Genomic DNA, 25718 nt, shown 5'->3' on the forward strand with positions numbered 1-25718 from the left:
ACGCTGTAGATCTCGCTCCGGTGCAGGATGTCCCCCACCTCCAGGTCGGCGGCGGTACGGATCACCAGACCCGTGGTCGTGGCGGTCACTTGGCCTCACCCACCCGGTTCTCGATGTTGATGACGGCCTGCACGTAGGCGCGGGGCGAGAGGCGCTTCATGTCCTCCCAGATCGCCGTCTGAGCGGCGACATCCCACGGGGCAGGGATTACGCTGTGCATGGACCTTGCTCCTTAAGTCGTGGTCCGACTGGGGTGAGCGGGTTGTCGCGGGCTCGGCAGGTTGCGTCTGCTGAGCCCGCGTCCGCTCAGGGGGTGGAGATCTGGAACTCGGCGGCGATCTCAAGCGCGTCGTCGAGATCAAGCCGCAGGCAGTGGGCGGCGAACGCCTCAGCGCATGCCTGGTCGAACTCGGCGGCACTCACGCCGCACGCTCCAAGCGCAGGTGGCCGTTCTCGGCGATGTAGCGGGTGATGCGGTCCCAGGCGTAGCCCTCGCCCTTCGGCGTGAGCCGCGGGCTGACCGACGTCTCCTCGTGGTCGCCCCGCTGGAACGTCGTCTCCTTCGTCCTCAGCCAGTCGTTCTCGATCGCGTGCGCGGTCGGGTGGTTGTGCCGGACGGTGTTCCCGCGAATCAGCATCTTCAGGTGGGCGAGGAAGTCCCACACCTGCTTGTGGGTGACGACGACGTTGTGGGTCTGCTTCGCCCACGCCTTGATGTCGTTGGCGAAGTCCCCGACCGCCTTCAGCCCATCAGCGGCGCGGTGGTGGTCGGCCTGCGCCGCCCTCGGCTCCAGCTCGGCGATCGTCTGCGCCTGCGCTTCGATCTCGCGCTTCTGGTCAGCGGCGATCCGGGCGAGCTGGGCGACGTGCTCCAGGTCGGTCGGGTCGAACGTGGACACCTTGCCGTAGCCGCCGGTCCGGCGGATCGACGGGATGACCTCCTCGGCCAGCCAATCCTGGAACGCCTCCGCCTGGATCTGGTTGCTGCGCATCACCAGCCGGTAGACGCCGGCCTCGCCGATGACCGTCATCTCCTGCTCTCCGAAGGGGGTCGCGATTCGCGACACCCCCCGGTGACGTGCGGGGACGTGCTTGGCGATGGCGTCGCGCGGGTTGGCGTAGCCGAGGAGTTCGGCAACGTCCTTGCCGACGAACCAGGGGTCGCCGTCGATCAGCACGGAGCGGATGGGCTGGCCCGTGCCGGGGAACTCGAAGCGCTGGATCTCGCTCATGCGGGCCTCCCGAAGGAGCGCGCGCGCTCGGGGCGAGCCTGGAGCGGCGTGACGTTGGCGGCAGGGGCGGGGATGGGCTGCGGCTTGGCGGCCTTCGGCTTCCTGATGGTGCTCTTGGGCGCGGGACGCGGCTTGCTCCCCTGCTGTGCGTCGAGCGCCTGGGCGTCGAGCAGGGCCTGTACCTGGCTCTCGGTGAACACCAGCCGACGTTTGATCAGGGTGCCGATGCCGTGCCGGCGGGCGGCCTGCTTGATCCAGTGCGGGGTGACGATCTCTTCTCCACCGAGCAGCTCAACGGTTTGCTGCACCGTGAAGACGCGCTCCAGGGGCTTCACGCCGCGCCTGCCTCGCGGTCGACACCGGAGTAGGCGTCCTGGTCGGCGGGCGGCTGGCACACGTCGAGCGGGTTGATGCCGAGGGCCTTCGCCCATGCGGTCAGGAGCTCGTCGCTGGCGCGGCGGTAGCCGAGTTCGACGTTACTGATCGTGTCCTTGTGGACGGTCACGCCGAAGGTGCGGATCCGCTGGACGAGGGCCGGGATGGTGAGACCGTGGGCCTTTCTGAGGTCTCTGATCCTTACCTGAGGACCGATGAAGCTTGGCGCTGTCATGGCGCTAACTTATGACAGCACCAGACAGCGCGCAAGCTTTTGGCGCTAAAAAACCGCTACTGAGGCGCTAGTTACCTATGTTGTCAAAGGGAATCGTGCGCTTACCTGCGGCTATATCAGCGCTACATCCCAAAGAAGAGGTGGACCTGTCTGCCGCTGTCATGCATGCTGTGCTGGTGACCACGAAGACGGGCGACTGGCAGCGCCTCGGCCGCTACGTCAGGGAGCGCCGCGAGCTCCTACGCCTCACACAGCAGGACGTCACCTCGCGTGGCGGCCCCTCCATCGCGACCATCCGCAACATCGAAGCCGCCAGCCGAGACAGCTACCGAGGGCTGACCTACTCCCAGTTGGAGAACGCCCTGGGCTGGGAGCACGGCAGCGTGGACGAAATCCTCCGAGGGGGAGAACCGGCCCTGACGCAGGCCACGACCCCAGACCGCCCCGCCGGCCCCCCACAGCCGGCGCCCCGGGCACACAGAGCCACACTCGGCGATGTACTCGTTGAGCGCGGCCTAGCCCGCCCCGACCAGCTCGGCCTCAGCGATCAGATCGAGGACGACCCGCTGGTCAAGGAGATCCTCGAAGCAACCGAGTTCGACGATGACTTCAAGAACCGGTGGCTGTTGGCCTATGCGCAGATGAGACGCCAGATCTTCGAGGACGTCCGACAGCAAAAGAAGAAGCCGCGAGAGTAGGTCTCGCGGCTTCTCACTGAGTGCTATCTACCCGGCCCCGTTGATGATCCTCATGGGCCCGGTTTCGGACGGGTCGCCGTAGGCGTTGGCCGCGTCGATGAAGGCGCGAGCCTCCCCTCTGAATTTGTTCGTTGTGAGCCAGTTGACGTTCCGCACTTCCTGGCGGATGCCGGCCACCTGGAAGTGCGCAGCGGATTCCATGCGGTCAGCGTGACCGTCAACGATGACGCGGAAGACGACCATGCACCAGGAGGCGACGGCCGCTACGATGAAGCTGATCGCGGCGCCGACTGCTGCAAGGACCAAGCGGCTGTCGGCGTCGATGACGAGTGTGTGCACTACAGCCGCCCAGGCAACCAGGGCAGTGCAGGTCAGGGCAAGCGCTACGGGAGCGATCTTCGCCGCTATCCCGTGGGCCAAAGCCGTAGCCGCCGTTGGCTGCGGGCGTGTGTGACCCATATCGAACCTCCCGTTGGGCCGTGTCTCGGTTCGACCCTTTGAGCTGTCTGCCCCGCCAGGTGACAGGTTGGTCCACTGTAAGCACCGCTGCGAAGTTATGGAACACCTGTCGGATTGATATTCCGGCCCGACATTTCCGGCAGACGCATAGCGCTGTTATCCGCTACGCACCGTGACCTCACCGTGTCCCAATTGGGCAAAATTGCACTATTCAATTACGCCCGAAATGTCCAGCTTGGGACTGGAGTGAATGCAGAGGTCTTCTTGTTACGAATTAGTCACGGATGAAGAGACCCCTCCAAACCTGGAGTCCTTGCCCTCTCCGGTATATCTCTCTTAACAGAGAGCGAATGCGGCGCTACTATCCGGAAGCAATATCGGGTGCGCGGGCGCCAAGGACGCCGCACGGCTGGTGATCACGTCCCCCCAGGAGCAGGTCCCGGCCGTGCGGCCCGCCCCCACCATCCCAGACGAACCCGTCGCAGGCACTAGGCCACACATGCTTTCCTGAGGACCCAGCGACCCCCACCCCCTCAAGGATCTCCCAATGGCCCACGCGGAGAAACGCGGCAAGTACTGGCGCGTCCGATACAAGAGAGCAGACGGCACCTGGGCGTCAGCCACCCGCGGCGACGACGGTCACCGCTTCACCACCTCAAAAGAAGCCGAAGCGTACGGCAACGAGCAAGAAGCAGACATCCGCCGCAACCTGTGGCGAGACCCCCGCGCTGGCGACATCACCCTCACCGACTGGGTGAACAGGTGGTACCCCGCCCAAGACCTCGAAGAGACCACCCTCGACGGGTACCGCTGGCACATCGAAGTGCACATCCTTCCGTACTTCGGCGAGGTCCAGCTCCGCCTGCTCAACGCGCTCGACATCGCAGCCTGGGAGCTAAGCCTGCACCGGACTGGCGTATGCGGGAAGACGTCCGCGGCGTCAGCCCGCACCCTGCTCCACACGATCCTGTCGGACGCAGTCGCCGCCGGGCTCATCCCGGCCAACCCCGCCGTCCGCCCGCGCAACCGCGGCAAGAAGGCAGGCAAGAGCCGCATCCGCGGCCCCGAAGAGGTGTGGGCGAGTCCCTTGCAGGCGCTGCTCGTCGCCGAGCGGGCCTCACTCCTGTCCGGCCGCCCTGACGAGCTCATCCACCTCGTGACGATCGCTTACACCGGTCTACGCTGGGCCGAGTCGATCGGGCTGGAGCGCAAGTACTTCAGGTTGTCGACCATCCGCGTGGAGCAGCAGGTGTACGAGCACCGCGGGCGCTGGGTGAAGAAGGCGCCCAAGGATGACAGCTACCGGACGATTCACCTGCCGCCGTTCCTGTCCGATCTGCTGTCCCGTCAGCTCCAGGCGCACGAGAGCGGGGCCTGCGCGTGCAAGGGCCCGCAGGGGTGCGGCGGCGGCCAGTACGTGTTCCTCGGGGAGGACGGTACGCACGAGCGGCGCAGCAACTTCGGCCGACGCCGGTTCCGACCTGCGGTGGACGGCCGGTTCGCCGACGCTAAGGACCGGCCCGGCTATCCGGTGCTGGCAGACGTGGCACAGGCACCATGGCCTGGCATCGTGCGGCGGTCGTGGCCTGCCGCAGTGCCCGGCCAGGAGTTCGCGCCGCCGCGGCGGCAGGGGTTCTGGCGCTACGACATCGAACAGCACCACGTCGTCTCGTGGCTGCCCATCCTGCCCGGCCTGAAGGTGCACGGCCTGCGCCACGGACACAAGGTGTGGCTCGACGAAGACGACATCCCCGCGGTGGCGTCGGAGGAGCGTCTCGGCCACGAGCTACCGGGGATCATCGGCACCTATTCGCACACCTCGCCGGAGATGGTCCGCCGGATCACGACGAGCCTTCAGGAACGGTGGGAGGCCTCGCTTCGGGAGCGGGCCGCGATCGGCGGGGGCCGGTCTCCGGTACCCCTCTTGGATGATCTTCTGGAGCCGTTCCGGAGCGGGGCGCCGGGAGTTGATCTCCCAAAAATCTCCCACTCGCCTGTTTCGGATCTTCGGCCGCGGCCTAAAAAGGTGGTCTGACCTGGGTGGGCGGTACTGGGTTCGAACCAGTGACCCCTCGCTTGTAAGGCGAGTGCTCTACCGCTGAGCTAACCGCCCCTGATCGGCACTACACCTTACGACACCGAAGGGGCCGATCGCACATCCGTGCTCCAGTCCGGGCCGAGGTCCGGGCGGCCGGCGGCGCGCCAGCCGAGCAGGGCGGCGCCGAGCATGCCGGCGTCGACGCCCAGCGCCGCGGGCACCAGGGGTGGGGCGTCGCGGAAGGTGAGGCGCTTGACCAGGCGCGTGCGGACCGGGTCGAACAAGGCCGGGCCGGCTTCGGAGAGCCCGCCGCCGAGGACGATGAGGCTGGGGTCCAGGAGCAGCGTGTACGTGGCCAGGGCGAGCGAGAGGGCTTCGACGGCCTCGTCCCAGACCTCGATGGCGATGGGGTCGTCGGAGGAGACGACCTGTTCGGCGCGGACGCCTTCCAGGCCGGCGCGCAGGCTGTAGCGGCGGCCGACGGAGGCGGCCGACGCGTACGTCTCGAGGCAGCCGAGCTGGCCGCAGGCGCACTGTTCGCCGTCGGGGAAGACGGGGACGTGCCCGATCTCGCCGCCCCATCCGGAGGAGCCGCCGTACGGGGCGCCCTCGATGATCATGGCGCCGGCGATGCCGGTGCCGATGGGGAGGAAGAGGAAGTCGGAGATGCCGCGTCCGGCGCCGAAGACGCTCTCGGCGAGGCCGCCGGTGCGGACGTCGTGGCCGAGGAGGACGGGGACGTCCAGGGTGGTGAAGTCGGAGGCGGGGACGTCGCGCCACCCGAGGTTGGCGGCGTAGCTGGCGGCGGTCTCCGACACCAGGCCGGGGACGGCCAGGCCGACGCCTTCCGGAGTCCCGTCGCCGGCGGTGGCGAGGTGGCTGATGAAGTCGCGAATGGCGGCCACCACGGCGTCCGGGCCCTCGGCTCGGGGGGTGGGGCGCCGCTCGCTGTGCAGCACCGCGCCTGTCTCGCTGACGAGGCCGCCCTTCATGGACGTGCCACCGACGTCGAGAGCGACGACGAACGAACTCATTGCGGACACGGAAGGAGACGATAGCGCAGGTCACTGGATGCCGGGAAAAGTCGGCTGCCACCGAGCCCACCGGCGACCCCACGAGACGCCGGCGTCAGGCGCGGCCGAGGACGCGGTTGAGTGCCGCCTCCACCTCGGCCGACAGCCCCGGCGGCGGTGGCGGCGTGGCGAAGGCCGTGGCGCGGGCCGGGCGCACCGCCCCGCAGGAGCGGCACTCGACCTCGCCCAGCCGGCAGACGAGCGCCGTGGAACGGCACGTGGAGCACGTGTCGAGGTCGAGGCCGGGCAGGCGTTGACAGTCCGGGCAGATGAGCACCTGGGTCTCGTCGCGCACCCCGCGCTTCCAGGGGCTGGCGCCGCGGACCGGGTCGGTCTGCCAGGCCCCGCAGCGGTAGCAGGGCATCGTTCCCTCCGGTGGAGTCAGGAGATCTCGGCGAGTGCCTTGACGTAGTCGGCGACGTCGCGCGCCTCGGAGTTCGGGTTGACGACCGACCACCGGATGACGCCTTCGCCGTCGATGACGAAGGTCCCTCGCCGCGCGAGCCCCTTCGCATCGTCGAACACACCGTACGCCTGGGCGACCTGTCCGTGCGGCCAGAAGTCGGAGAGCAGGGGGAACGTGTAGCCCTCCCGGTCGGCCCACGCGCGGTGGGCGAACACGGAGTCGACGGAGACGGTCAGGAGCTGCGCGTCGGCGTCGAAGTCGCGCAGCGCGGCCAGCTCGCCCTGGCAGACGCCGGTGAAGGCGAGCGGGTAGAAGACCAGCACGACGTTCCTGCCCCGGAACTGCGAGAGCCGCACCGGGGTGCCGTGCTGGTCCTGTAGCTCGAAGTCCGGAGCCTGGGCGCCGACCTCGGCAGGATGCGCGTTCACGGCACCATCCTGCCGTACGCCGGGTGCCGTCGGCTCCCTACCGTCGGCCCTTGGGCGCGACGAGCCTGGTGCCGGACCAGTCGGGCGCCGCGGAGATGCTGCTGGTCTGGGACAGGCCCGCGGTGGCTGCGTCCTCGCCGATGTCGCTCGGCTCCACGTGGCCTTCGCGTCCGGCCTTGGGAGTCAGCAGCCAGATCTGACCGCCGTCGGCGAGTGCTCGCATGGCGTCGCTGAGAGCGTCGAAGAGGTCCCCGTCGCCGTCGCGCCACCACAGCAGCACCACGTCCACGACGTCGTCGCTGTCCTCGTCCAGCAACTCGTTGCCGGTCAGTTCCTCGATGGACTCGCGGAGTTCGTCGTCGACGTCCTCGTCCCAGCCGATCTCCTGCACCACCTGACCCGGCTTGAGGCTGAGTCGTTCGGCCAGGCCGCGCTCGCCCTGCGCCTGACCCGCGGTCGCGCTCACGTTTATCCCTCCTGCTTGAGTGGCCCCGCTTATGCGGTTTATCGCTTCGGCACAGTCCACACGCTGTGACCCTCAGTCGTCAACGGTCGCCACGGGTACGGCCCTACTCGGGCGGAATCAATCGGACAGAAACGACAGCCGAACCTGGCGTTGCGGATTGTCGACATTGAGGTCGACGATCGCGACGGACTGCCACGTGCCGAGCGCCATCCGCCCGCCCACCACGGGGATCGTGGCGTACGGCGGGATGAGCGCGGGCATGACGTGCGACCTGCCGTGGCCGCGCGAGCCGTGCGCGTGCCGCCACCTGTCGTCGGCCGGAAGGAGGTCGCGCAGCGCGGCCACCAGGTCATGGTCGCTGCCCGATCCGAGTTCGAGCAGGGCCACGCCGGCGGTCGCGTGCGGCACGAAGACGTGCAGCAGCCCATCTCCGTCCTGTGCCCTGACGAACTCCTCGCATGCGGCGGTGATGTCGTGGACCGTCTCGCGTGAGCCCGTGGCGACAGAGATGAGTTCAGACTTCACGTGGAAATCCTACTGATGGACCACGACGGCGTCCGGGCCGGGAAAGACGAGGCCGGTGTGGCCGTCCTCGAAGCGCACCATGTACGGAGGCCCGCCGTCCGCGCCGTGGACCTCGATGATGACGCCTTGCCGGTCCACCTCGCCTACGGTCTTGCCGTGGACCACGAGTCGGTCCCCTACCGTCGCATTCATACCACCCAGATTGATACGGGACGGGACAGGCGAAAAGGGGGATGCACCCCTCCCTCGCACGGGGGAGGGCGAAAGTTGGCCGAACCGTTACGCTGCCGGAATGTGGCGCTTCGGGCTGCGCGGCCGGATGGCGGCGTCGTACGTCCTCGTGACCGCCACGGCCGTGCTGCTGGTCGAGACGGTGCTGGTGCTGGCCTACCTGGCGCCGCGGGCGAGCGGCGACGACCTGATGTCCATCGTGCGGGAGCAGGCGTCCGCCGACGCGAAGGTGCTCAGCCTGGCGGTCTCGGGGGGCGGCGCGAACCGGTCCGAGCGGGACCTGCTGGCCGGGGCCGACGTCAGGGGCACCGGCCTGGATGGGCGCGGGCCGCTGCGGCGCGCGGGACAGTGGGGCCCCGACGCGCCCCCGGCCCCGGAGCTTCCCGCGCCGACGTCGCCCTCCTCCTCCCCCGCCCCGGTGATCCCCGCGGCCGCCCCCGGCGGCCCTGCCGAGGTGCTCACGGACGCGTACGGGGAGATCGTGAGGAGCACCGCGCCAGGAAGGTACGCGGCGGGCGGGCGGCTCGGCGTGGCGCTCCCCAGCGGAGGGGATGGCGGCGGCGTGCGCGACGCGTCCGGCGGCGGGGCGACGTGGTGGCTGAGCCCGGTGCTGCTGCGGGCAGGCGAGGGCGCGCCGCCGAGGACGGCCGGGTACGTCTACGTGGAGGCGCCGCCCGGGTGGCTGCCGCCGCCGGTCCCCGGGGAGTGGCTGGCTCCGCTGCTCGCGCCCGGCGGCGTGGTGCTGGCCGTGGTGGTGCCGGTCGGGCTGGTGTTCGGCATGCTGGCCACCCGCGGGCTGACGCGCAGGGTGCGCAGGCTCGCGGACGTCACGGCGGCGGTGGCGGCGGGCGACTTCCGCCCTCGCGTCCCGGTGAGGGGGGCCGACGAGGTGGCGACGCTGGAGCGCTCGTTCAACGCGATGACCGACAGGCTCGGCCGGGCGGTGGAGGCGGCCGGGCTGGCCGCGCGGGCGGAGGCGCGCCAGGCGGAGCGCGGCCGCATCGCGAGGGAGCTGCACGACTCGATCTCGCAGGACCTGTTCTCGCTGAGCCTGCTGGCGGGCGGCATGCGCCGCGCCGCTCCGGAGGCCCTGCGGGCGCGGGCGGAGTCGATGGAGCAGGTGTCGGCGCGGGCGATGCGGGAGATGCAGGCGCTGCTGCTGGAGCTGCGCCCGGTGGCGCTGGAGGACGCCGGGCTGCTGCCCGCCGTGGAGGAGGTGTGCGCCGCGTACGAGACGCGCCTCGGCGTACGGGTGATCCGCGAGCTGGCCGAGGTGGCGCTGTCGCCGCAGGCCGAGCACGCGGTGCTCAGGGTGGTTCAGGAGGCGGTCGGCAACGCGGTCAGGCACGCCGCGCCGGGCGAGGTGGCGGTGCGGCTGTCGCGCCGCGACGGCGCGGCGGGGCGGCCGGGCGAGGTCGTGCTGGAGGTGGCCGACGACGGCCGCGGGTTCGACCCGGGCGAGGCGCGGGCGAGGCACGGGATGGGGCTCACGCTCATGCGGGAGCGGGTGACGGAGCTGGGAGGCGGGTTCGAGGTGCGCGGCGGGCCAGGCGGAGGCACGACGGTGGTGGCGGTGCTGCCGGAGCGGGCGCCATGACGATCAGGGTGCTGATCGCCGACGACCACGAGGTGGTGCGGCAGGGGCTGCGTTTCGTGCTGGAGCAGGAGGACGGCGTCGAGGTGGCGGGCGAGAGCCAGGACGGCGCGCGGGCCCTCGCGGCGGTGCGCGCGCTGCGCCCCGACGTGCTGCTGCTCGACATGGTGATGCCGGTCGTGGACGGCCTGGGGGTGCTGCGGGCGCTGCGCGACGAGCCGGGGCGTCCGGCGGTGATCGTGCTCACCTCCTTCCACGAGGACGACAGGGTGGTCGAGGCGATGCGGCTGGGCGCGCTGTCGTACCTGCCGAAGACGGCGGGGGTGGACCGGGTGGTGGCGGCGGTGCGGGCGGCGGCGGAGGGCGGCAGCGTGCTCGCTCCCGGGGTCGCGGCCCTGCTGCTGCGCCACGGCGCGCGGCGCGGCCCGCTCGACGGGCTGACGCCGCGCGAGCGGGAGGTGCTGGAGGCGCTGGCGCGCGGCCGGTCGAACGCCGAGATCGCCCGCGCGCTCGGCATGGGCAGGGAGACGGTCAAGACGCACGTCTCCAGCATCCTGGCCAAGCTCGGCGTCGCGGACCGTACGCAGGCGGCGATCGTGGCCCTGCAGCAGGGGCTCGTCCCGCTGGACGAGGCGCTGGGCTGACGCTCCGGCGGGCGGGAGGGGCTGGGGCGGGAGGCGGGGGGACGGGCCGCTAGACTCGCCCGTCTTGCCACCTGAGCGATGGATCAGGATACGGCCCACCCTTTCGGGGCATGTATGCGCCGGACGGGCGAAATTTCGTAGCTTTTCCGGTCTTGTTAAAATCAGTTCACGATGTAACCTTTGGTGGCGATTCGTCCTACGATCGGTGGTCTAGGCCACCGATGGTGCCCCTGCCAGCAGGGACATCCTGGTTACCGGCCAGTAGAGATGCACTTTCTGCTGACAGCTACCAGGATGGAAGGCGACCCAGACCAAGACATCAGTCATTCTCGGAAGGCGAGACCCAGTGGCTTCCGGACGCCAGCGATTCTCGATCATCAGCGACGGCCTACCCAGCCAGCTGCCTGATGTCGATCCCAGTGAGACCAACGAGTGGCTCGAGTCCCTCGACAACGTGGTCAAGACCGAGGGCCGCACCAGGGCCCGGTACCTCATGCTCCGCATGCTGGAGCGGGCCCGCGAGCACCAGGTCGGCGTACCGGGCCTGCGCAGCACCGACTACATCAACACGATCCCGCCGGAGCGGGAGCCGTGGTTCCCGGGTGACGAGCACGTCGAGCGGCGCATCCGCGCCTACATCCGCTGGAACGCCGCCGTCATGGTGTCCCGCGCGAACGCCCGCACCAACGTGGGCGGCCACATCGCCACCTACGCCTCGGCCGCGTCCCTGTACGAGGTGGGCTTCAACCACTTCTTCCGCGGCAAGGACCACGGCGAGTCGGGCGACCAGGTGTTCTTCCAGGGCCACGCGGCCCCCGGCATCTACGCCCGCGCCTTCCTCGAGGGCCGCCTCAACGAGGCGCAGCTCGACGCCTTCAGGCAGGAGCTGTCGCACGGCTTCCACGGCCTGCCCTCGTACCCGCACCCGCGGCTCATGCCCGACTTCTGGGAGTTCCCGACGGTCTCGATGGGCCTCGGCCCCATCGGCGCGATCTACCAGGCGCGGTTCAACCGCTACCTGCTCAACCGCCAGATCAAGGACACCTCCCGCAGCCACGTGTGGGCGTTCCTCGGCGACGGCGAGATGGACGAGCCCGAGTCGCTCGGCGCGATCGGCCTGGCCGCCCGCGAGGAGCTCGACAACCTCACGTTCGTCATCAACTGCAACCTGCAGCGGCTCGACGGCCCGGTGCGCGGCAACGGCAAGATCATCCAGGAGCTGGAGTCGTTCTTCCGCGGCGCCGGATGGAACGTCATCAAGGTCGTGTGGGGCCGCGACTGGGACCCGCTGCTCGCGGCCGACGTCGACGGCGTGCTCGTCAACCAGATGAACACCACCCCCGACGGCCAGTTCCAGACCTACTCGGTCGAGTCGGGCGGCTACATCCGCGAGAACTTCTTCGGCGGCGACCCGCGCCTGCGCAAGATGGTCGAGCACCTCAGCGACGACGAGATCCGCAAGCTGTCGCGCGGCGGCCACGACTACCGCAAGGTCTACGCGGCGTTCAAGGCGGCGCGCGAGCACGTCGGCCAGCCCACGGTGATCCTCGCCCAGACCATCAAGGGCTGGACGCTCGGCAAGGACTTCGAGGCGCGCAACGCCACGCACCAGATGAAGAAGCTCACCAAGGCCGAGCTGAAGGAGTTCCGCGACCGGCTCTACCTGCCGATCCCCGACTCCGCGCTGGAAGGCGACCTGCCGCCGTACTACCACCCGGGCGAGAACGACCCGGAGATCCAGTACATGAAGGAGCGCCGCGCGGCGCTCGGCGGCGTGCTGCCCAAGCGCGTCGTCCGCGCCAAGCAGGTGCAGCTGCCCGGCGACGACGCGTACAAGACGTTCAGCAAGGGCTCGGGCAAGCAGCAGGTGGCCACCACCATGGCGTTCGTCCGCCTGCTGAAGGACCTCATGCGCGACAAGGAGATCGGCCACAGGTTCGTGCCGATCATCCCGGACGAGGCCCGCACCTTCGGCCTCGACGCGATGTTCCCGACGGCCAAGATCTACTCCCCGCACGGCCAGACGTACGAGGCCGTCGACCGCGAGCTGCTGCTGTCGTACAAGGAGGCCGTGCAGGGCCAGATCCTGCACGAGGGCATCAGCGAGTCGGGCTCCATGGCCTCGACGATCGCCGCGGGCACCGCGTACGCCACGCACGGCGAGCACATGATCCCGATCTACATCTTCTACTCGATGTTCGGCTGGCAGCGCACCGGCGACCAGATGTGGCAGATGGCCGACCAGATGGGCCGAGGCTTCCTGCTCGGCGCCACCGCGGGCCGCACCACGCTGAACGGCGAGGGCCTGCAGCACGAGGACGGCCAGACACCGCTGATCGCCTCGACGAACCCGGCCGCCGTCTCGTACGACCCGGCGTGGGCGTTCGAGATCGCGCACATCGTCAAGGACGGCCTGCGCCGCATGTACGGCGACCAGCCCGAGGACGTCTTCTACTACCTGACCGTCTACAACGAGCCGTACCTGCAGCCGGCGCAGCCCGAGGACCTCGACGTGCAGGGCCTGCTCAAGGGCCTGTACAGGTTCGCCGAGGGCCCGCGGACGCAGGGCCCGAAGGCCAACATCCTCGCCTCCGGCGTGGCGGGCCCGTGGGCGATGGAGGCGCAGCGGCTGCTGGCCGAGGACTGGGGCGTGTCGGCCGACGTCTGGTCGGCCACCTCCTGGTCCGAGCTGCGCCGCGAGGCGCTGGCCTGCGAGGAGCACAACCTGCTCAACCCCGACGCCGAGCAGCGGGTGCCGTACGTGGCGCAGGTGCTGTCGCAGGCGCAGGGCCCGTTCGTGGGCGTCAGCGACTACATGAAGGCGGTCCCCGACCAGATCGCGCAGTGGGTGCCGGGCGACTGGAGCTCGCTGGGCACCGACGGGTTCGGCCTGTCCGACACCCGCTCGGCGCTGCGCCGCCACTTCCACGTCGACGCCGCCTCGATCACGCTGGCCGTGCTGACCAGGCTGGCCAAGCGTGGCGAGATCGACGGCGAGGTGCTGCGTGAGGCGGTCGCCCGCTACCACCTGAAGAACGGCGTCACCGAGGCGGGTGGCGCGGAGAGCAACGACACCCAGTCCATGGGAGTCTGAGTCCGGTAAGGACCGGCGCCCCCGCGAAGGGTTCTTCGCGGGGGCGCCGCCGTGTCGGGGACCCGCGGCACAGCTGGGGAGGGGTACGTGCCGCATCACCGGCTTTGGCCAGGACCTCACGTATTGTGGGCTCTACCTCCCCCTGAGATGACGAGGGGATAGTTGTATGCGACGCGTCCTAGCCGCAGGTCTGCTCGTGACCGCCACCGCCACCGCCTGCTCGGGCGTGCCGGCCGCGCCCGCCACGGACTTCGCGACCGGCGCCGACACGAGCGGCGCGGCCAAGAGGATCGCCTGGGGGCCCTGCACCGACATCACGAGGGCCAACGGCGAGAAACCGGCCAGCCAGGACCCTGCCGTGCGCTGCGCCAAGCTGCCGGTGCCGCTCGACTACGCCAAGCCCGACGGCGAGAAGATCGACATCGCGCTCATCAAGATCTCGGCCGCCGAGCCCGGCGACCGCGTGGGCTCGCTGGTGTTCAACTTCGGCGGCCCCGGCGCGTCCGGGGTCGACACGCTCGACCAGGCCGCCAAGGCGCTCGCCTCGCTGCGCACCAGCTACGACCTGATCAGCTTCGACCCGCGCGGGGTGGAGCGCAGCGCGGGTGTGCGCTGCGGCAGCGGCCCCGAGCTGGACCGGTTCATGGCCATGAACACCCTGCCGCAGGGCGCCAAGACCCGCAGCGAGACCGACGAGGCGAACAAGCAGTTCGCCAAGCTGTGCGAGCGCGACTCCGGCGACATCCTGCCGTACGTCGGCACGGTCAACGCCGCCCGCGACATGGACAGGATCAGGGCCGCCGTCGGCGACCCCAAGCTGAACTACTTCGGCATGTCGTACGGCACCCAGCTCGGCGCCGTGTACGCGACTCTGTTCCCCAAGAAGGTGGGGCGCATGGTGCTCGACGCGCCGCTCTACCCCGAGGTGAGCTTCCGCCAGCGCACCATCGCCCAGACCCGCGGCTTCCAGCAGACCTACGAGAGCTTCCTCAAGAACTGCGTGAAGGAGTCCTGCGAGTTCGGCAAGGACTACGCCGCGGCCGACGCCAACGTCGAGAAGCTGATGCGGCAGCTCGCCGCCAAGCCGCTGCGCGTCGGCAACCGCGAGCTGACGCAGGGCCTCGCCTCCACCGGCGTGGCGGCGGCGCTGTACTCGCAGCTGTCGTGGCCGTTCCTGGAGACGGCGCTCGCCGAGGCGATGAAGGGCAGGGGCGACGCCCTGCTGTACCTCTCGGACAACTACACCGGCAGGCGGTCCGACGGCACGTACAACACGCAGATGACCAGCTTCCCCGCGATCACCTGTGTCGACACGGCCGAGCGGCCGAGCGAGGCCGAGCTGCGCGCGACGGAGGCGGCGGCGCTGAAGATCTCGCCGCTGTTCGGCAGCGAGGGCTCGGGCGGGCTGTGCCGGGTGTGGCCGGCCAAGGGCAGCAACCAGGCCAAGCACGTCAACGCGACCGGCTCGGCGCCGATCCTCGTGGTGGGCGGCAGGCACGACCCGGCCACGCCGTACCAGTGGGCGCCGAAGATGACGGCCGCGCTCAGGACGGCCACCCTCCTGACGTACGAGGGCGTGGGGCACGGCGCGTACCTGTCGGGCAACAAGTGCGTCGCGGGCGCCGTGGACGGCTACCTGCTGGAGGGCAGGATGCCGCAGAAGGGCGCCGACTGCCCGTCGGCGTAGGCCGGCCGGGATCGCCCTGGGCAGGGGCGCCGCCGCGCGTGGAAGCCCGGAGCACGGGCACTGAGCGTGCCGGGGCCCCGGGTGCGCCGCCGCTCGGCGATCGGCGGCGTGCCCGGGGCGGGGTGAACCGCTGCTCCCAGCGGCCCGCCCGGGGCCGGGGCCGGCGGGGAAGGCGCCTGTCCCTGGCCCGGGGCGGAGGTCACCCGTGGCGCGTTTTCGAACAAGTCAACGATATCCAGCTACACCGACAACCCTATGTCGGTGTTTTCGAACAATCAGTCGAGCAGCGTGCCCTGCATGACGGCCTCCGGCACCCCGGTGGCGAAGCCCTCGATGGGCCGCTCGGGGCAGCGCTCGGCCAGGACGGCCGCGCTCACGATGCGGTCGAGCCGGAAGACGCGGACGTCGTCGCGGAGCCTGCACCAGCCCACGAGGTACCAGAACCCGCCGCGCCCGCCCAGGAACACCCCCGGCTCGACCTCGCGCGAGGTGAGCGCGCCCTTGGCGTCGGCGTAGTCGAGCCTGAGCACGCGGCGGCGCAGCAGCGCCTCCTCGATGGCGCGGGACACGCCCTCGGCGCCGAGCGGCCGGGCCTCGCCCTCGGGTGGGGGCGGCGGGCTGACGACGCGCACCCTCCTCGCCAGCTCCCTGGCCAGCTCGCCCTCCCTGCCCGGCATGGCGGCCACGACCTTGCGCAGCGCGCTGCGCGCCTGCCTGCCGAACGGCTGGTCGCCCGCCCTGCTGAGCGCGAGCGCGATGGCCACCGCCTCGGCGGGGGTGAAGTTCAGCGGCGGCAGCGAGACGTTCTTGTCGATCGCGTAGCCGCCCGCGCGGCCGGGCTCGGAGTAGATGGGCACCCCCGACTCCTGCAGCGCGGCGATGTCACGCTCGATCGTGCGGACGCTCACCTCGAAGCGCCGCGCGAGCTCGCTGGCGGAGCGCCGGCGCGGCGCGATGGCGCGTAAGTCCTCGACGAGCGCGTAGAGCCGGTCGGTACGGTTCACAGCCGCGACGCTACGCCGCGCCACCGACAATCGCGCCGGCGCGCGGGACGCCGCGACAGGGCGCTCACCGCGCGGACACCCTGGTCTCACGCGCCGGGCAGGTCCCGGCGGCCGGCCGCGCCGCTCCCCCGCGTCCAGTCGAGCAGCCGCTCCAGCGGCCAGGTGTTGACGACGCGTTCCGCCTCCACGCCGCACCTGGCGGCCCGCTCGCAGCCGAAGCCGAGCCAGTCGAGCTGTCCCGGCGCGTGCGCGTCGGAGTCGATCGAGAACAGGCACCCCGTCTCGTACGCCAGCCGCAGCAGCCGCTTGGGCGGGTCGAGCCGGTCCGGCCTGCAGTTGATCTCCACGGCGACCCCGAAACGCCTGCACGCCTCGAAGACGATCTCGGCGTCGAACTCCGACTCCGGCCGGCGCACCCGCTCTCCTGCGTCCCCGGCGCCCCTGCCCCTGACCACCCTGCCGGTGCAGTGGCCGAGCACGTCCACGCGCGGGTCGGCGACGGCGGCGACCATCCTGCGGGTCATCTCGGGCCCGCTCATGCGCAGCTTGGAGTGCACGCCGGCGACCACCACGTCCAACCGGTCGAGCAGCGCGGGGTCCTGGTCGAGGGTGCCGTCCGCGTTGACGTCCACCTCGATGCCGGTGAGGATCCTGAACGGCGCGAGCCGCCTGTTCAGCTCCTCCACCACGCCGAGCTGGCGTTCCAGCCGCTCGGCTGACAGGCCCCCTGCCACGGTCAGCCGGGGCGAGTGGTCGGTCAGCGCCCAGTACTCGTGGCCGAGCGCCAGGGCGGCCCGCGCCATCTCCTCGATCGGCGACCCTCCGTCCGACCAGTCGGAGTGGCCGTGCAGGTCGCCCCTGAGCGCGGCGCGCAGCGCGGCGGCCTCGGCGTCCAGCTCGACGCCCTCGGTGGCGCGCATCCTGCGCAGGTAGGTCGGCACCTGGCCCGCGAGCGCCTCGGTGACGGCCAGCGCCGTCACCTTGCCGACGCCGGGCAGGCCGGTGAGCCCGCCCTCGCGGGCCAGCCGCTCGGCCTCCCCCGGCGGCAGGCCCGCGACGACGGCCGCCGCGCGGCGGAACGCGCGCACGCGGTACGTCGGCTCGCCCGCCCGCTCCAGGAGGAAGGCGATCTCACGCAACGCCTCGACGGGATCCATGCGTCAAGCCATACCCAAACCGGTTGCAACCGGTTGAAGGTAGAAATTGATCCGCGCCGAGACGCGCCGCTAGGCTGATCGACCCAGGAAAGCAGGAATCACATGGGCAATCCCCCTCCCGCGCATCAGCCTCCCGAGCGCAAGGCCTCCAAGGCGATCCCGCTGACCGTGCTCGGCGTCCTGTCCGTCATGCTGGTGGCCTCCTGCGCCACCGACGAAGAGGTCACCGCCGACTGCGTCGACACGAGCATGGTGCTGCCCGACGGCTCGTACGAGGTCGTCGACGACGAGTACTGCGACGACGACGATGACGACGACGACGGCGGCGGCCACAGCGGCCACTCCTACTACGGCGGCTCGCGCGGCGCCTACCACTGGTACTACGGCGGCACCCGCTCCGGCCACGGGGTCAGCGGCGGCACCACCATCCGGCCCGCCGACGTGTCGATCAGCAGCCGCGGCGGCAAGAGCATCCAGCGGGGCGGCTTCGGCAGCCACTGGGGCGGCGGGAGCTGACGTGCGCCGCGAGCACGGCACTCCCAGACCTGGCTGGGAGAAGACGATCGAGGGCCAGGGGCTCGCCTACCACCGGCTCGCCCACCCCGAGGGGCTCTCGCGCCCCTACTGGGACGAGTCCGTCCACTACGTCTTCTCAATGGACGAGGTGGACGCGCTGGAGGAGCAGGTCGAGGAGCTGCACCGCATGTGCCTGAGCGCCGCCGAGCACGTGGTCTCGGCCGGGCGCTTCGCCGACTTCGCCATCCCCAAGTGGGCCGCGGAGGAGGTCGCGCGATCCTGGGAGCGGCGCGACCCCTACCTGTACGGCCGCTTCGACCTGCGCTACGACGGCACCGGCCCGGCCAAGCTGCTGGAGTACAACGCCGACACGCCGACGTCGCTGGTGGAGTCGTCGGTGGTGCAGTGGTACTGGCTGCAGGACGTCCACCCCGGTGACGACCAGTGGAACTCCGTCCACGAGCGGCTCGTGGACCGCTGGCGCGAGCTGCACCTGCCGCCCGGCCCCACGCACTTCGCCTTCACCAACATGGACGAGACGGGCGAGGAGGCCATGACGGTGGCCTACCTGCAGGAGACCGCCGAGCAGGCGGGCCGCGAGACCTGCGCCGTCGCCATGGAGGACATCGGCTGGGACGCGCTCAACCGGCGCTTCGTCGACCTCGACGAGCGGATGATCCGCTCCGCCTTCAAGCTGTACCCCTGGGAGTGGATGCTGGCCGACGACTTCGGCAGGCAGGCGGTGCGCCACTCCACCTGGATCGAGCCGCTGTGGAAGGCGCTGCTGTCGAACAAGGCGCTGCTCGCCGTCCTGTGGGAGCTCTACCCCGGACACCCGAACCTGCTGCCCGCCTACCTCGACGGCCCCCGCGACCTGACCTCGTACATCGCCAAGCCCCTGCTCGGCAGGGAGGGCGCGTCCATGCGCGTCGTCACGCCGGGCGGCGTCGAGAGCACCCCCGGCTCGTACGGCCGGGAGGGCTACGTCCACCAGGGCTTCGAGGCCCTGCCCAGCTTCGAGGGCCAGCGGCCGGTGCTCGGCGCCTGGGTGGTCGGCGACGCCGCCGCCGGGCTCGGCATCAGGGAGACCTCCGGCCTGATCACCGACGACACCTCCTCCTTCGTCCCTCACCGAATCGAGCAACCATGACCCTCCTGGAGACCCTCGCCCGCGGCGCCGGCCTGATCGGCTCGTACGCCGCCGTCGGCGTCATCCTCATGATCGTCGGCTTCTACGTCATCGACTTCGCCACGCCGGGCAAGCTCAGCCACGTCATCCGCAGCCAGCGCAACCCGAACGCCACCCTGCTGGCCACCTCCGCCATGGTCGCGGTGGGGCTCATCGTGGCGGCCTCCATCTGGTCGTCGGGCGGCAGGCTGGCCGAGGGCCTGGCCGGCACGGCCGTGTTCGGCCTCGTCGGCATCGTCGTGCAGACCGTCGCGATGATGGTGTTCGACAAGATCGTGGGGATCTCGGTGCGCAAGCTGGTGCAGGAGCCCGAGCTGCAGCCGGGCGCGCGCCTGCTGGCCGTCACCCACGTCATGATCGGGCTCATCACCGCCGTCGCGGTCATCTGAGTCGACCTGGCACTCTAGGAGGCGTGACAGACCGCGCCCGGGAGGACACCACACGCAGGCTCGAACGCGCCATGGGCGCGCTGGGCACGGCGGCGATGGCTCGCATGGACGACCAGCTGCCGTGGTTCCGCGCGCTCAGCGCCGAGGACCGTTCCTGGGTGGGCCTCGTCGCCCAGGCCGGCATCGCCGCGTTCGTCGAGTGGTTCTCGATGGCCGGCGAGGACCGGCCCACGCCCAGCATCGAGTTCTTCGGCACGGCTCCGCGCGAGCTCAAGCGGTCGATCTCGCTGCAGCAGACGGTCGACATCGTCAGGGTCGTGGTGGAGGTCGTCGAGGCCCAGACCCACGAGCTGGCCGCGCCTGGCGGCGAGGACCAGCTCCAGCAGGCCATGCTCCGCTACACCCGCGACGTCGCCTTCGCCGCCGCCCAGGTCTACGCCCGCGAGGCGGAGGCTCGCGGCGCGTGGGACGCCAGGCTGGAGGCGCTGATCGTCGACGCGCTGGTGCGCGGCGAGGTCGACGACGGCCTGCACTCCTGGGCCGCGGCGCTCGGCTGGACCTCCGCCCCCGTGGTCGTCATCGCCGGCCAGGCGCCCGAGGGCGACCCGCGGGCGGTCATCGACGGCCTGCGGGAGAAGGGCCGCCGCATCGGCCTCGACCTGCTGGCCGGGGTGCAGGCCGACAGGCTCATCGTCATCGTGGGCGGGGCGGGCAGCGTCAACGACGCGGCCAGGCACGTCGTGGCCCGCTTCGGCCAGGGGCCGATCGTCATCGGCCCCGAGGTTCCCGACCTGCACGCCGCCGCGAGGTCGGCGCGGGCGGCGCTGGCCGGGCTCAAGGCGTCCGCGGGCTGGCCCGACGCGCCGCGTCCCGTGCACGCCGAGGACCTCCTGGCCGAGCGGGCGCTCGACGGCGACGCCGACGCGAGGGAGCAGCTCATCGAGAGCGTGTACCTGCCGCTCGCCGGCACGCCGCTGCTCGACACGCTGGCGACGTACCTGGAGCAGGGCACGTCGCTGGAGGCGACGGCGCGGCTGCTGTTCGTCCACCCGAACACGGTCCGCTACCGGCTCAGGAAGATCACCGAGTTGACCGGTTACCAGCCGACCGAGGGCCGTTCGGCCTTCACCCTCCAGGTCGGGCTGATCCTCGGCAGGCTCTCGGAAACCGCCGCGCAATGGCGCGCCCTAACGTAACCATCCCGAAATCCCCACTGTAGGAATCCTACAAATCGGCCTGGACAAAGTTCGTACGGATCTCCACCGCGTGTCGGACCTCTACAGGGGCATGGTGGATTTCGTGCTTGTACTCGTCGCTCCGGGCCAAGGCGCCCAGACTCCAGGCTTCCTGACACCCTGGCTGGAACTGCCCGGCCTCGCCGAGCGTCTCGGCTCGTGGTCCGAGGTCGTCGGGCTCGACCTGATCGCCTACGGCACCACCGCCGGCGCCGACGAGATCCGCGACACCGCCGTCGCCCAGCCGCTGCTCGTGGCCGCCGCGCTGGCCTCCGCCGAGGCGCTCGGCGCCGCGCCGGACGTGGTCGCGGGCCACAGCGTCGGCGAGTTCGCCGCGGCCGCGCTGGCCGGGGTGCTCACCCCGGAGCAGGCGCTCACCCTCGTCCGCGAGCGGGCGCAGGCCATGGCCAAGGCCGCCGCCGTCACCGAGACCGGCATGACGGCCGTCCTCGGCGGCGACGAGGCCGAGGTGCTGGCCGCCATCGACAGGCACGGCCTGACCCCCGCCAACATCAACGGCGCCGGCCAGATCGTCGCGGGCGGCACGCTGGAGCAGCTCGCCGCGTTCAAGGACGACGCCCCCGCCCGCGCCCGCCTCATCCCGCTGTCCGTCGCGGGCGCCTTCCACACGCGCCACATGGCTCCTGCCGTCGAGGCGCTGCGCGAGGCGGCCGCCTCCGTCACGCCCGCCGACCCGCGGGTCACCCTGCTGTCCAACTCCGACGGCCAGGCCGTCGCGGGCGGCGCCGAGTTCGTCGACCGCCTGGTCAGGCAGGTCAGCAGCCCCGTCCGCTGGCACTCCTGCATGGAGACCATGGCCGGGCTCGGCGTCACCGGCATGATCGAGCTGCTGCCCGGCGGCACACTGACCGGCCTGGCCAGGCGCGGGATGCGCGGCGTCCAGACAGTGGCGCTGAAGACCCCCGACGACCTCGACGCGGCCAGGGAGCTGATCAAGTGAGGATCCCCGACATCGCCCCGGGCGCCAAGGTGCTGGCCTTCGGCCACTACCAGCCGGCCACCGTCGTCACCAACGACGACCTCGCCAAGACCATGGACACCAACGACGAGTGGATCCAGTCCAGGGTCGGCATCAAGGAGCGCCGCATCGCCTCCGCGGGCGAGTCGGTCGAGGACATGGCCGTGCAGGCCGGGGGCAAGGCGCTCGCCGCGAGCGGCCTGTCGCCCGCCGACGTCGACCTCGTGATCGTGGCCACCTGCACGCTCGAGACCCAGATCCCCAACGCCGCGGCGGTCGTGGCGCACCGGCTCGGCATCACCTCCCCCGGCGCCTTCGACGTCAACGCCGCCTGCGCCGGCTTCTGCTACGCGCTCGCCACGGCCAGCGCGGCCGTACGCGGCGGGTCGGCCAGGCACGTCCTGGTCATCGGCGCCGAGAAGCTGTCGCAGTGGGTCGACTGGACCGACAGGTCCGTGGCCGTGATCTTCGCCGACGGCGCGGGCGCCGCGGTCGTCGGCCCTTCCGACGAGCCGCGCATCGGCCCCGTCGTGTGGGGCAGCGCCGGCGACAAGTTCGAGGCCATCGCGATCCGCGACCGCCACGACTTCCTCCGCCAGGAGGGCCAGACCGTCTTCCGCTGGGCCACCACCGCGCTGCACCCGGTGGCCAAGGAGGCCTGCGAGCGGGCCGGCGTCGACCCGTCGGAGCTCGCGGCGTTCGTGCCGCACCAGGCCAACCTGCGCATCATCGAGACGATCGCCCGCAAGCTCGGCGCCGACAAGGCCGTCGTGGCGCGCGACATCGTCCACGCGGGCAACACCTCGGCCGCCTCGATCCCGCTGGCGCTCTCGCGCATGCTGGAGCGCGGCGAGGTCCGCACGGGCGACCTCGCGCTGGTGCTCGGCTTCGGCGCGGGGCTCACCTACGCGGCCCAGGTCATCGAGATTCCGTAGGATCCGACAGAGCTTGCACGGCGACGTCCGTGCAGAAACAGAAAAACCAAAGGAGAACTAGCGACATGGCTGCCACCGAGCAGGAGATCCTCGCGGGCCTCGGCAAGATCATCAACGAGATCACCGGCATTCCGGCGTCCGAGGTGACCCCCGAGAAGAGCTTCGTGGACGACCTCGACATCGACTCCCTGTCCATGGTCGAGATCGCCGTGGCCGCCCAGGACGAGTTCGGCGTCGAGATCCCCGACGACCAGCTCAAGAACCTGAAGACGGTCAAGGACGTCCTCACCTTCATCCAGGGCTGATCACCACCCACTGACCAGTAAGGAGCGCGAAAGATGAGTGCGAACCGGGTACGTGTCGTCGTCACCGGGCTTGGCGCGACGACGCCCGTCGGTGGGGACGTCACCTCGACCTGGACGGCGCTCCTCGCCGGTCAGTCGGGTGTCGCGACCCTGAACGCCGACTGGATCGACACCGTCCCCGTGAAGTTCGCGGGGACGGCCAAGGTCGATCCCGCCGAGGTGCTGCCGCGGCCCGAGGCCAGACGGCTCGACCGCAGCGAGCAGTTCGCCCTGGTGGCGGCCCGGGAGGCCTGGCAGGACGCCGGCGCCCCCGACGTCGCGCCCGAGCGGCTCGGCGTCGTCGTCTCCAGCGGCATCGGCGGCATCACCACCACCCTGTCGGCCTACGACACCTACCGTGAGCGGGGCTGGAACCGGCTGTCGCCGTTCACGGTCCCGATGCTCATGCCCAACGGCCCGGCCGCGTGGATCGGCCTCGACCTGAAGGCTCAGGCGGGCGTCCACGCCACGGTGTCGGCGTGCGCGTCCGGCGCCGAGGCCATCGGCCACGCCGTCGACATGATCAGGGCGGGCCGGGCCGACGTCGTGGTGGCGGGCGGCACCGAGGCGGCCATCCACGGCCTCAACATCGCCGCCTTCGCCGCCGCGCGGACCATGTCCCAGCGCAACGACGACCCGGCCCGCGCGTCCAGGCCGTGGGACCGCGACCGCGACGGCTTCGTCCTCGGCGAGGGCGCGGGCATCGTGGTACTGGAGTCCGAGGAGTACGCGAAGGCGCGCGGCGCGCGCATCTACGCCTACGCCGCGGGTGTCGGCTACTCCGCCGACGCCCACCACATCACCCAGCCCGAGCCGGAGGGCCGGGGCATCATCATGGCGATGACCCAGGCGCTCACCGACGCGGGCATCACCGGCCGGGACGTCAGGCACGTCAACGCCCACGCCACCTCCACCCCGGCGGGCGACGTCGGCGAGGCCCAGGCCATCGCCAAGGCCATCGGCACCCACCCCCTGGTCACCTCGACCAAGTCCATGACCGGGCACCTGCTCGGCGGGGCGGGCGGCATCGAGTCCGTCTTCACCATCAAGGCCTTGCAGGAACGCATCGTCCCCGCCACCATCAACATCGAGAACCTCGACGACGGCGTCGACGTGGACCTCGTCCATGGGGAGAACCGCGCGCTGCCCCAGGGCGACATCGCGGCGGTCAACAACTCGTTCGGATTCGGCGGCCACAACGTGGCCGTCGTGTTTAAGGGGGCTTAATGACCGTGCTCGACAACCGGGTGGCGACGCCCGGCGCCGACCAGGAGCCCGTCGATCCCCGCGACCCCGTCGTGCGCCTGACCGCGCTGCTCGACGAGGGCTCGCTCCGGCTGATCACGCCGCAGGACAGGAGCGGCGTGCTCGCCGCCATGGGCCGCGTCGAAGGCGTGCCCGTCGTCGCCTTCTGCAGCGACGCCCGCTACCAGGGCGGCGCCATGGGCAGCGAGGGTTGCGAGCACATCGTCCACGCGTACGACGTCGCCGTGCGCGAGCGGGTGCCGGTCATCGGCGTCTGGCACTCCGGCGGCGCGCGGCTCGCCGAGGGCGTCGAGTCGCTGCACGCCGTGGGCCGCGTCTTCGCCGCCATGACCAAGGCGTCCGGCGTGGTGCCGCAGATCTCCGTCGTGGTGGGCCCGGCCGCGGGCGGCGCCGCCTACGGCCCCGCGCTCACCGACCTGGTGATCCTGGCCGACTCCGGCCGCATCTTCGTCACCGGCCCCGACGTGGTCCGCAGCGTCACCGGCGAGGACGTCGACAGCGCGGCGCTCGGCGGCCCCGAGCCGCACAGCAAGCGCAGCGGCGTCGTCCACGTCGTCACGAAGAGCGAGACCGACGCGTTCGTCAAGGCGCGCCAGCTCGCCACCCTGCTCGGCCACCAGGGCCGGGTGCGCGCGGGCGAGCTCGGCGAGGTCGACTTCTCGTCGCTGCTGCCCGAGTCGGCCCGCCGCGCCTACGACGTCAAGCCGCTCGTCAACGGCCTGCTGGACGAGCCGGGCGTCGAGCTGCACCCCAAGTGGGCGCCGAACATCGTCACCACGCTCGGCCGGCTCGGCGGCCGCACCGTCGGCGTGATCGCCAACAACCCGATGCGGCTGGGCGGCTGCCTCGACGCCACGTCCGCCGAGAAGGCCGCCCGCTTCGTGCGCATGTGCGATGCGTTCGGCGTGCCGCTGGTCGTCCTCGTGGACGTGCCCGGCTACCTGCCGGGCGTCGGCCAGGAGCACGACGGCGTGGTGCGCAGGGGCGCCAAGCTGCTGCACGCGTTCGCCGAGGCGTCGGTGCCGCGCGTCACGCTGGTCACCCGCAAGGCGTACGGCGGGGCGTACATCGCGATGAACTCGCGAGCCCTCGGCGCGACGAAGGTGTTCGCCTGGCCGACCACCGAGGTGGCGGTGATGGGCTCGGTCGCCGCGGTGCGCATCCTGAAGCGGCGCGAGCTGGCGGCCGCCCCCGAGGAGGAGCGCGCGGAGCTGGAGCAGCGGCTGGCGGCCGAGCACGAGAAGCTCGCCGGCGGCCTGTCCAAGGCGCAGGACATCGGGGTCATCGACGAGGTGATCAAGCCGGAGGAGACCCGCGGCGCGATCGCCAAGGTGCTCGCCCAGGCCACCCCCGCGAGGGGCGCGCACGGCAACATCCCCCTGTGAACCGGGCCCGTCCCGGCTGCCCATGATCTTCGAAGGCCCCGCACCCGGCTACCGGGTGCGGGGCCTTCGCGTCTGCCCGTGGCGTGGGCTCAGTGGCGCGATCTGGGGGCGCGATCTGGGGGCGCTGTCTCGGG

General features: G+C 71.1%; 28 protein-coding genes and 1 tRNA gene. 15 read left to right on the forward strand and 14 right to left on the reverse strand.

Annotated features, from left to right (window positions below):
• Nucleotides 1-85: 85 nt before the first annotated feature.
• From BMX74_RS45840 to BMX74_RS26275, 4 genes are all read right to left on the reverse strand, one after another.
• Nucleotides 86-220, reverse strand: a complete 135-nt coding sequence (locus BMX74_RS45840) for a hypothetical protein (protein ID WP_256257269.1) — start codon at nt 218-220, stop codon at nt 86-88.
• Nucleotides 221-419: 199 nt separating this feature from the next.
• Nucleotides 420-1232, reverse strand: coding sequence for a phage antirepressor (locus BMX74_RS26265; RefSeq protein WP_091103429.1), 813 nt, complete (start codon nt 1230-1232; stop codon nt 420-422).
• Entirely contained in the window at nt 1229-1567 is a 339-nt protein-coding gene (locus BMX74_RS26270; protein ID WP_091103431.1) for a hypothetical protein, read from the reverse strand. The genes BMX74_RS26265 and BMX74_RS26270 overlap by 4 nt, the downstream gene beginning before the upstream one ends.
• The gene (locus BMX74_RS26275) at nt 1564-1842 is read right to left on the reverse strand and encodes a helix-turn-helix domain-containing protein (RefSeq protein ID WP_091103432.1); all 279 of its coding nucleotides are present in this window, start codon (nt 1840-1842) and stop codon (nt 1564-1566) included. The genes BMX74_RS26270 and BMX74_RS26275 overlap by 4 nt, the downstream gene beginning before the upstream one ends.
• A 176-nt stretch (nt 1843-2018) precedes the next feature.
• Here BMX74_RS26275 and BMX74_RS26280 point away from each other — a divergent pair, with 176 nt between their 5' ends.
• Nucleotides 2019-2540 (forward strand): helix-turn-helix domain-containing protein, encoded by a 522-nt coding sequence (locus BMX74_RS26280; RefSeq protein WP_143078771.1) that lies wholly within the window; start codon nt 2019-2021, stop codon nt 2538-2540.
• 27 nt (nt 2541-2567) lie between these two features.
• Here BMX74_RS26280 and BMX74_RS26285 read toward each other — a convergent pair whose 3' ends face one another.
• Nucleotides 2568-2879, reverse strand: coding sequence for a hypothetical protein (locus BMX74_RS26285; RefSeq protein WP_143078772.1), 312 nt, complete (start codon nt 2877-2879; stop codon nt 2568-2570).
• A 667-nt stretch (nt 2880-3546) separates the two neighbouring features.
• Here BMX74_RS26285 and BMX74_RS26290 point away from each other — a divergent pair.
• Nucleotides 3547-5034 (forward strand): site-specific integrase, encoded by a 1488-nt coding sequence (locus BMX74_RS26290; RefSeq protein WP_091103437.1) that lies wholly within the window; start codon nt 3547-3549, stop codon nt 5032-5034.
• A 6-nt stretch (nt 5035-5040) separates the two neighbouring features.
• Here the strand turns inward: BMX74_RS26290 and BMX74_RS26295 are convergent.
• The 7 genes from BMX74_RS26295 to BMX74_RS26325 form a co-directional block, all read right to left on the reverse strand.
• Nucleotides 5041-5112 (reverse strand) — tRNA-Val (locus tag BMX74_RS26295).
• A 17-nt stretch (nt 5113-5129) separates the two neighbouring features.
• Nucleotides 5130-6071: an ROK family protein gene (locus BMX74_RS26300; RefSeq protein ID WP_055506095.1), complete on the reverse strand. Its 942-nt coding sequence runs from the start codon at nt 6069-6071 to the stop codon at nt 5130-5132.
• A 94-nt stretch (nt 6072-6165) separates the two neighbouring features.
• On the reverse strand, nt 6166-6474 hold the full coding sequence (locus tag BMX74_RS26305) for a hypothetical protein (protein ID WP_091103439.1): 309 nt from the start codon (nt 6472-6474) through the stop codon (nt 6166-6168).
• A 17-nt stretch (nt 6475-6491) separates the two neighbouring features.
• Entirely contained in the window at nt 6492-6944 is a 453-nt protein-coding gene (locus BMX74_RS26310; RefSeq protein WP_091103441.1) for a peroxiredoxin, read from the reverse strand.
• A gap of 37 nt (nt 6945-6981) precedes the next feature.
• Entirely contained in the window at nt 6982-7410 is a 429-nt protein-coding gene (locus BMX74_RS26315) for a DUF3052 domain-containing protein (RefSeq protein WP_055506098.1), read from the reverse strand.
• A gap of 117 nt (nt 7411-7527) precedes the next feature.
• Complete coding sequence (locus BMX74_RS26320) at nt 7528-7935, reverse strand: secondary thiamine-phosphate synthase enzyme YjbQ (protein ID WP_091103442.1); 408 nt, start codon at nt 7933-7935, stop codon at nt 7528-7530.
• A 9-nt stretch (nt 7936-7944) separates the two neighbouring features.
• Nucleotides 7945-8127: a DUF1918 domain-containing protein gene (locus tag BMX74_RS26325; RefSeq protein ID WP_055506100.1), complete on the reverse strand. Its 183-nt coding sequence runs from the start codon at nt 8125-8127 to the stop codon at nt 7945-7947.
• Between the two features lie 100 nt (nt 8128-8227).
• Here BMX74_RS26325 and BMX74_RS26330 point away from each other — a divergent pair, with 100 nt between their 5' ends.
• The 4 genes from BMX74_RS26330 (at nt 8228) to BMX74_RS26345 (ending at nt 15185) form a co-directional block, all read left to right on the forward strand.
• A complete protein-coding gene (locus BMX74_RS26330) occupies nt 8228-9763 on the forward strand; it encodes a HAMP domain-containing sensor histidine kinase (RefSeq protein ID WP_177227522.1) in 1536 nt (511 codons plus the stop codon).
• Nucleotides 9760-10404, forward strand: coding sequence for a response regulator transcription factor (locus BMX74_RS26335; RefSeq protein WP_055506102.1), 645 nt, complete (start codon nt 9760-9762; stop codon nt 10402-10404). The genes BMX74_RS26330 and BMX74_RS26335 overlap by 4 nt, the downstream gene beginning before the upstream one ends.
• A gap of 346 nt (nt 10405-10750) precedes the next feature.
• The gene (gene aceE / locus BMX74_RS26340; RefSeq protein WP_055506103.1) at nt 10751-13498 is read left to right on the forward strand and encodes a pyruvate dehydrogenase (acetyl-transferring), homodimeric type; all 2748 of its coding nucleotides are present in this window, start codon (nt 10751-10753) and stop codon (nt 13496-13498) included.
• Nucleotides 13499-13664: 166 nt separating this feature from the next.
• The gene (locus tag BMX74_RS26345) at nt 13665-15185 is read left to right on the forward strand and encodes an alpha/beta hydrolase (protein WP_091103447.1); all 1521 of its coding nucleotides are present in this window, start codon (nt 13665-13667) and stop codon (nt 15183-15185) included.
• Nucleotides 15186-15460: 275 nt separating this feature from the next.
• On the opposite strand, the gene BMX74_RS26350 is transcribed toward BMX74_RS26345, so the two are convergent.
• Complete coding sequence (locus BMX74_RS26350) at nt 15461-16189, reverse strand: helix-turn-helix transcriptional regulator (RefSeq protein WP_055506105.1); 729 nt, start codon at nt 16187-16189, stop codon at nt 15461-15463.
• An 86-nt stretch (nt 16190-16275) separates the two neighbouring features.
• Complete coding sequence (locus tag BMX74_RS26355; protein ID WP_091103448.1) at nt 16276-17346, reverse strand: PHP domain-containing protein; 1071 nt, start codon at nt 17344-17346, stop codon at nt 16276-16278.
• A gap of 102 nt (nt 17347-17448) precedes the next feature.
• Here BMX74_RS26355 and BMX74_RS26360 point away from each other — a divergent pair, with 102 nt between their 5' ends.
• The 9 genes from BMX74_RS26360 (at nt 17449) to BMX74_RS26400 (ending at nt 25584) form a co-directional block, all read left to right on the forward strand.
• Entirely contained in the window at nt 17449-17862 is a 414-nt protein-coding gene (locus tag BMX74_RS26360) for a hypothetical protein (protein WP_055506107.1), read from the forward strand.
• A gap of 1 nt (nt 17863) precedes the next feature.
• Nucleotides 17864-19012, forward strand: coding sequence for a glutathionylspermidine synthase family protein (locus tag BMX74_RS26365; RefSeq protein WP_091103450.1), 1149 nt, complete (start codon nt 17864-17866; stop codon nt 19010-19012).
• The gene (locus BMX74_RS26370) at nt 19009-19440 is read left to right on the forward strand and encodes a DUF350 domain-containing protein (protein ID WP_055506109.1); all 432 of its coding nucleotides are present in this window, start codon (nt 19009-19011) and stop codon (nt 19438-19440) included. Before BMX74_RS26365 ends, BMX74_RS26370 begins: the two co-directional genes overlap by 4 nt.
• A gap of 71 nt (nt 19441-19511) precedes the next feature.
• Nucleotides 19512-20636, forward strand: coding sequence for a PucR family transcriptional regulator (locus BMX74_RS26375; RefSeq protein ID WP_055506359.1), 1125 nt, complete (start codon nt 19512-19514; stop codon nt 20634-20636).
• Nucleotides 20637-20739: 103 nt separating this feature from the next.
• The gene (locus tag BMX74_RS26380; RefSeq protein ID WP_055506360.1) at nt 20740-21636 is read left to right on the forward strand and encodes an ACP S-malonyltransferase; all 897 of its coding nucleotides are present in this window, start codon (nt 20740-20742) and stop codon (nt 21634-21636) included.
• Nucleotides 21633-22589: a beta-ketoacyl-ACP synthase III gene (locus tag BMX74_RS26385; protein ID WP_091103452.1), complete on the forward strand. Its 957-nt coding sequence runs from the start codon at nt 21633-21635 to the stop codon at nt 22587-22589. The genes BMX74_RS26380 and BMX74_RS26385 overlap by 4 nt, the downstream gene beginning before the upstream one ends.
• Nucleotides 22590-22654: 65 nt before the next feature.
• Nucleotides 22655-22894, forward strand: coding sequence for an acyl carrier protein (locus BMX74_RS26390; RefSeq protein ID WP_055506111.1), 240 nt, complete (start codon nt 22655-22657; stop codon nt 22892-22894).
• A 33-nt stretch (nt 22895-22927) separates the two neighbouring features.
• Nucleotides 22928-24160: a beta-ketoacyl-ACP synthase II gene (fabF, locus tag BMX74_RS26395; protein ID WP_055506112.1), complete on the forward strand. Its 1233-nt coding sequence runs from the start codon at nt 22928-22930 to the stop codon at nt 24158-24160.
• Entirely contained in the window at nt 24160-25584 is a 1425-nt protein-coding gene (locus BMX74_RS26400; protein ID WP_055506113.1) for an acyl-CoA carboxylase subunit beta, read from the forward strand. The genes fabF and BMX74_RS26400 overlap by 1 nt, the downstream gene beginning before the upstream one ends.
• The last annotated feature ends 134 nt before the right edge of the window (nt 25585-25718 follow it).

Origin of the sequence: Nonomuraea pusilla (assembly GCF_900109355.1) — a bacterium.
Classification (GTDB): domain Bacteria; phylum Actinomycetota; class Actinomycetes; order Streptosporangiales; family Streptosporangiaceae; genus Nonomuraea; species Nonomuraea pusilla.

Excerpts from the sequence above, each read along its gene's own strand:
- BMX74_RS26335 (WP_055506102.1), top strand. The coding sequence starts at position 9,760 with ATGACGATCAGGGTGCTGATCGCCGACGACCACGAGGTGGTGCGGCAG.
- BMX74_RS26330 (WP_177227522.1), top strand. The coding sequence starts at position 8,228 with ATGTGGCGCTTCGGGCTGCGCGGCCGGATGGCGGCGTCGTACGTCCTC.
- BMX74_RS26345 (WP_091103447.1), top strand. The coding sequence starts at position 13,665 with ATGCGACGCGTCCTAGCCGCAGGTCTGCTCGTGACCGCCACCGCCACC.
- BMX74_RS26375 (WP_055506359.1), top strand. The coding sequence starts at position 19,512 with ATGGGCGCGCTGGGCACGGCGGCGATGGCTCGCATGGACGACCAGCTG.
- BMX74_RS26290 (WP_091103437.1), top strand. The coding sequence starts at position 3,547 with ATGGCCCACGCGGAGAAACGCGGCAAGTACTGGCGCGTCCGATACAAG.
- BMX74_RS26305 (WP_091103439.1), bottom strand. The coding sequence starts at position 6,474 with ATGCCCTGCTACCGCTGCGGGGCCTGGCAGACCGACCCGGTCCGCGGC.
- BMX74_RS26355 (WP_091103448.1), bottom strand. The coding sequence starts at position 17,346 with ATGGATCCCGTCGAGGCGTTGCGTGAGATCGCCTTCCTCCTGGAGCGG.
- BMX74_RS45840 (WP_256257269.1), bottom strand. The coding sequence starts at position 220 with ATGCACAGCGTAATCCCTGCCCCGTGGGATGTCGCCGCTCAGACGGCG.
- BMX74_RS26275 (WP_091103432.1), bottom strand. The coding sequence starts at position 1,842 with ATGACAGCGCCAAGCTTCATCGGTCCTCAGGTAAGGATCAGAGACCTC.
- BMX74_RS26300 (WP_055506095.1), bottom strand. The coding sequence starts at position 6,071 with ATGAGTTCGTTCGTCGTCGCTCTCGACGTCGGTGGCACGTCCATGAAG.
- BMX74_RS26325 (WP_055506100.1), bottom strand. The coding sequence starts at position 8,127 with ATGAATGCGACGGTAGGGGACCGACTCGTGGTCCACGGCAAGACCGTA.
- BMX74_RS26390 (WP_055506111.1), top strand. The coding sequence starts at position 22,655 with ATGGCTGCCACCGAGCAGGAGATCCTCGCGGGCCTCGGCAAGATCATC.
- BMX74_RS26360 (WP_055506107.1), top strand. The coding sequence starts at position 17,449 with ATGGGCAATCCCCCTCCCGCGCATCAGCCTCCCGAGCGCAAGGCCTCC.
- BMX74_RS26265 (WP_091103429.1), bottom strand. The coding sequence starts at position 1,232 with ATGAGCGAGATCCAGCGCTTCGAGTTCCCCGGCACGGGCCAGCCCATC.
- BMX74_RS26370 (WP_055506109.1), top strand. The coding sequence starts at position 19,009 with ATGACCCTCCTGGAGACCCTCGCCCGCGGCGCCGGCCTGATCGGCTCG.
- fabF (WP_055506112.1), top strand. The coding sequence starts at position 22,928 with ATGAGTGCGAACCGGGTACGTGTCGTCGTCACCGGGCTTGGCGCGACG.
- BMX74_RS26400 (WP_055506113.1), top strand. The coding sequence starts at position 24,160 with ATGACCGTGCTCGACAACCGGGTGGCGACGCCCGGCGCCGACCAGGAG.